The 945-nt window shown below is 67.4% G+C and carries 1 pseudogene; it reads left to right on the forward strand.

The annotated features are described in order from the left end of the window. Positions 1-945, forward strand: a pseudogene (locus tag KBY47_RS36205) (sugar-binding protein); the annotation flags it as partial.

The raw sequence follows: 945 nt of genomic DNA on the forward strand, positions 1-945 counted from the left end.
CACCACCGGCGGCAACCAGGCCCGGACGGCCCTGCCCAAGGACGTCGTCCCCGGTGACACGGTCACCGTCCAGGCGCAGGTGAAGACGCCGATCAACTCGGCGTCCGGCAACAAGCGCACCGACTACGTCCTGACCTGGGACCTGCTCGACACCACCACCGGCACCTGGCTCTCCGAGGGCACCGGAGGCATCCCCGGCCTGAAGCAGAACGTCGCGGTCGAGGACCCCACCTCCAACACCCTGGGCCTGGAGAAGTTCTACGCCTACACCGGCAAGAACACCGGCGCCGGCTCGACGGTGATGAACAACCTGGCGGCCGGCAACAGCGTCTGGTCGTACAACGCCGTCAACAACCCGGGCCGCGGGGTCAACACCTTCTTCCGCATCGCCTACAACTCGCTCGACACCTCCGACACCGTCCTCGGCGGTGGCTGGTCCGGGCAGGCGGCGGGTCCGCTGCGGTTGGGTGCGCCGCTGGACTTCCACCCCAATCCGAACCCGACCGAGGTCCGCCTCCCGGACGGTGACGGCACCACGCACGTCTTCCGCAAGCAGGCCGACGGCACGTGGAAGGCGCCCGCGGGCGTCCACTTCCGTCTCACCGCGAAGGCGGGCCTGGACTGTACCCCGGACAAGGACCCGGTCCCGGACGCCTGGACACTGCTGCGCCCGGACGGCACCCGCTTCCTCTTCGGCTGCGACGGCTACCTGACGTCGGTCGTCGACAACGACGGCAACACGCAGACGTACACCTACGAGGAGCGCAAGTCCAACAACAAGCCCACCAAGTTCCTCACGTACATCACCGACCCGGCCGGCCGTCAGTCCCTGACCGTCGACTACTACAAGAAGGGCGACGCGTCGTACGAGTACATCGACGACAGCGGCGCCAAGGTCACCGGCTCCCACCTGACCAACTCCAAGATCTACGACCACATCAAGTC

Source organism: Streptomyces sp. B93 (genome assembly GCF_018070565.1).
Lineage (GTDB): Bacteria > Actinomycetota > Actinomycetes > Streptomycetales > Streptomycetaceae > Streptomyces.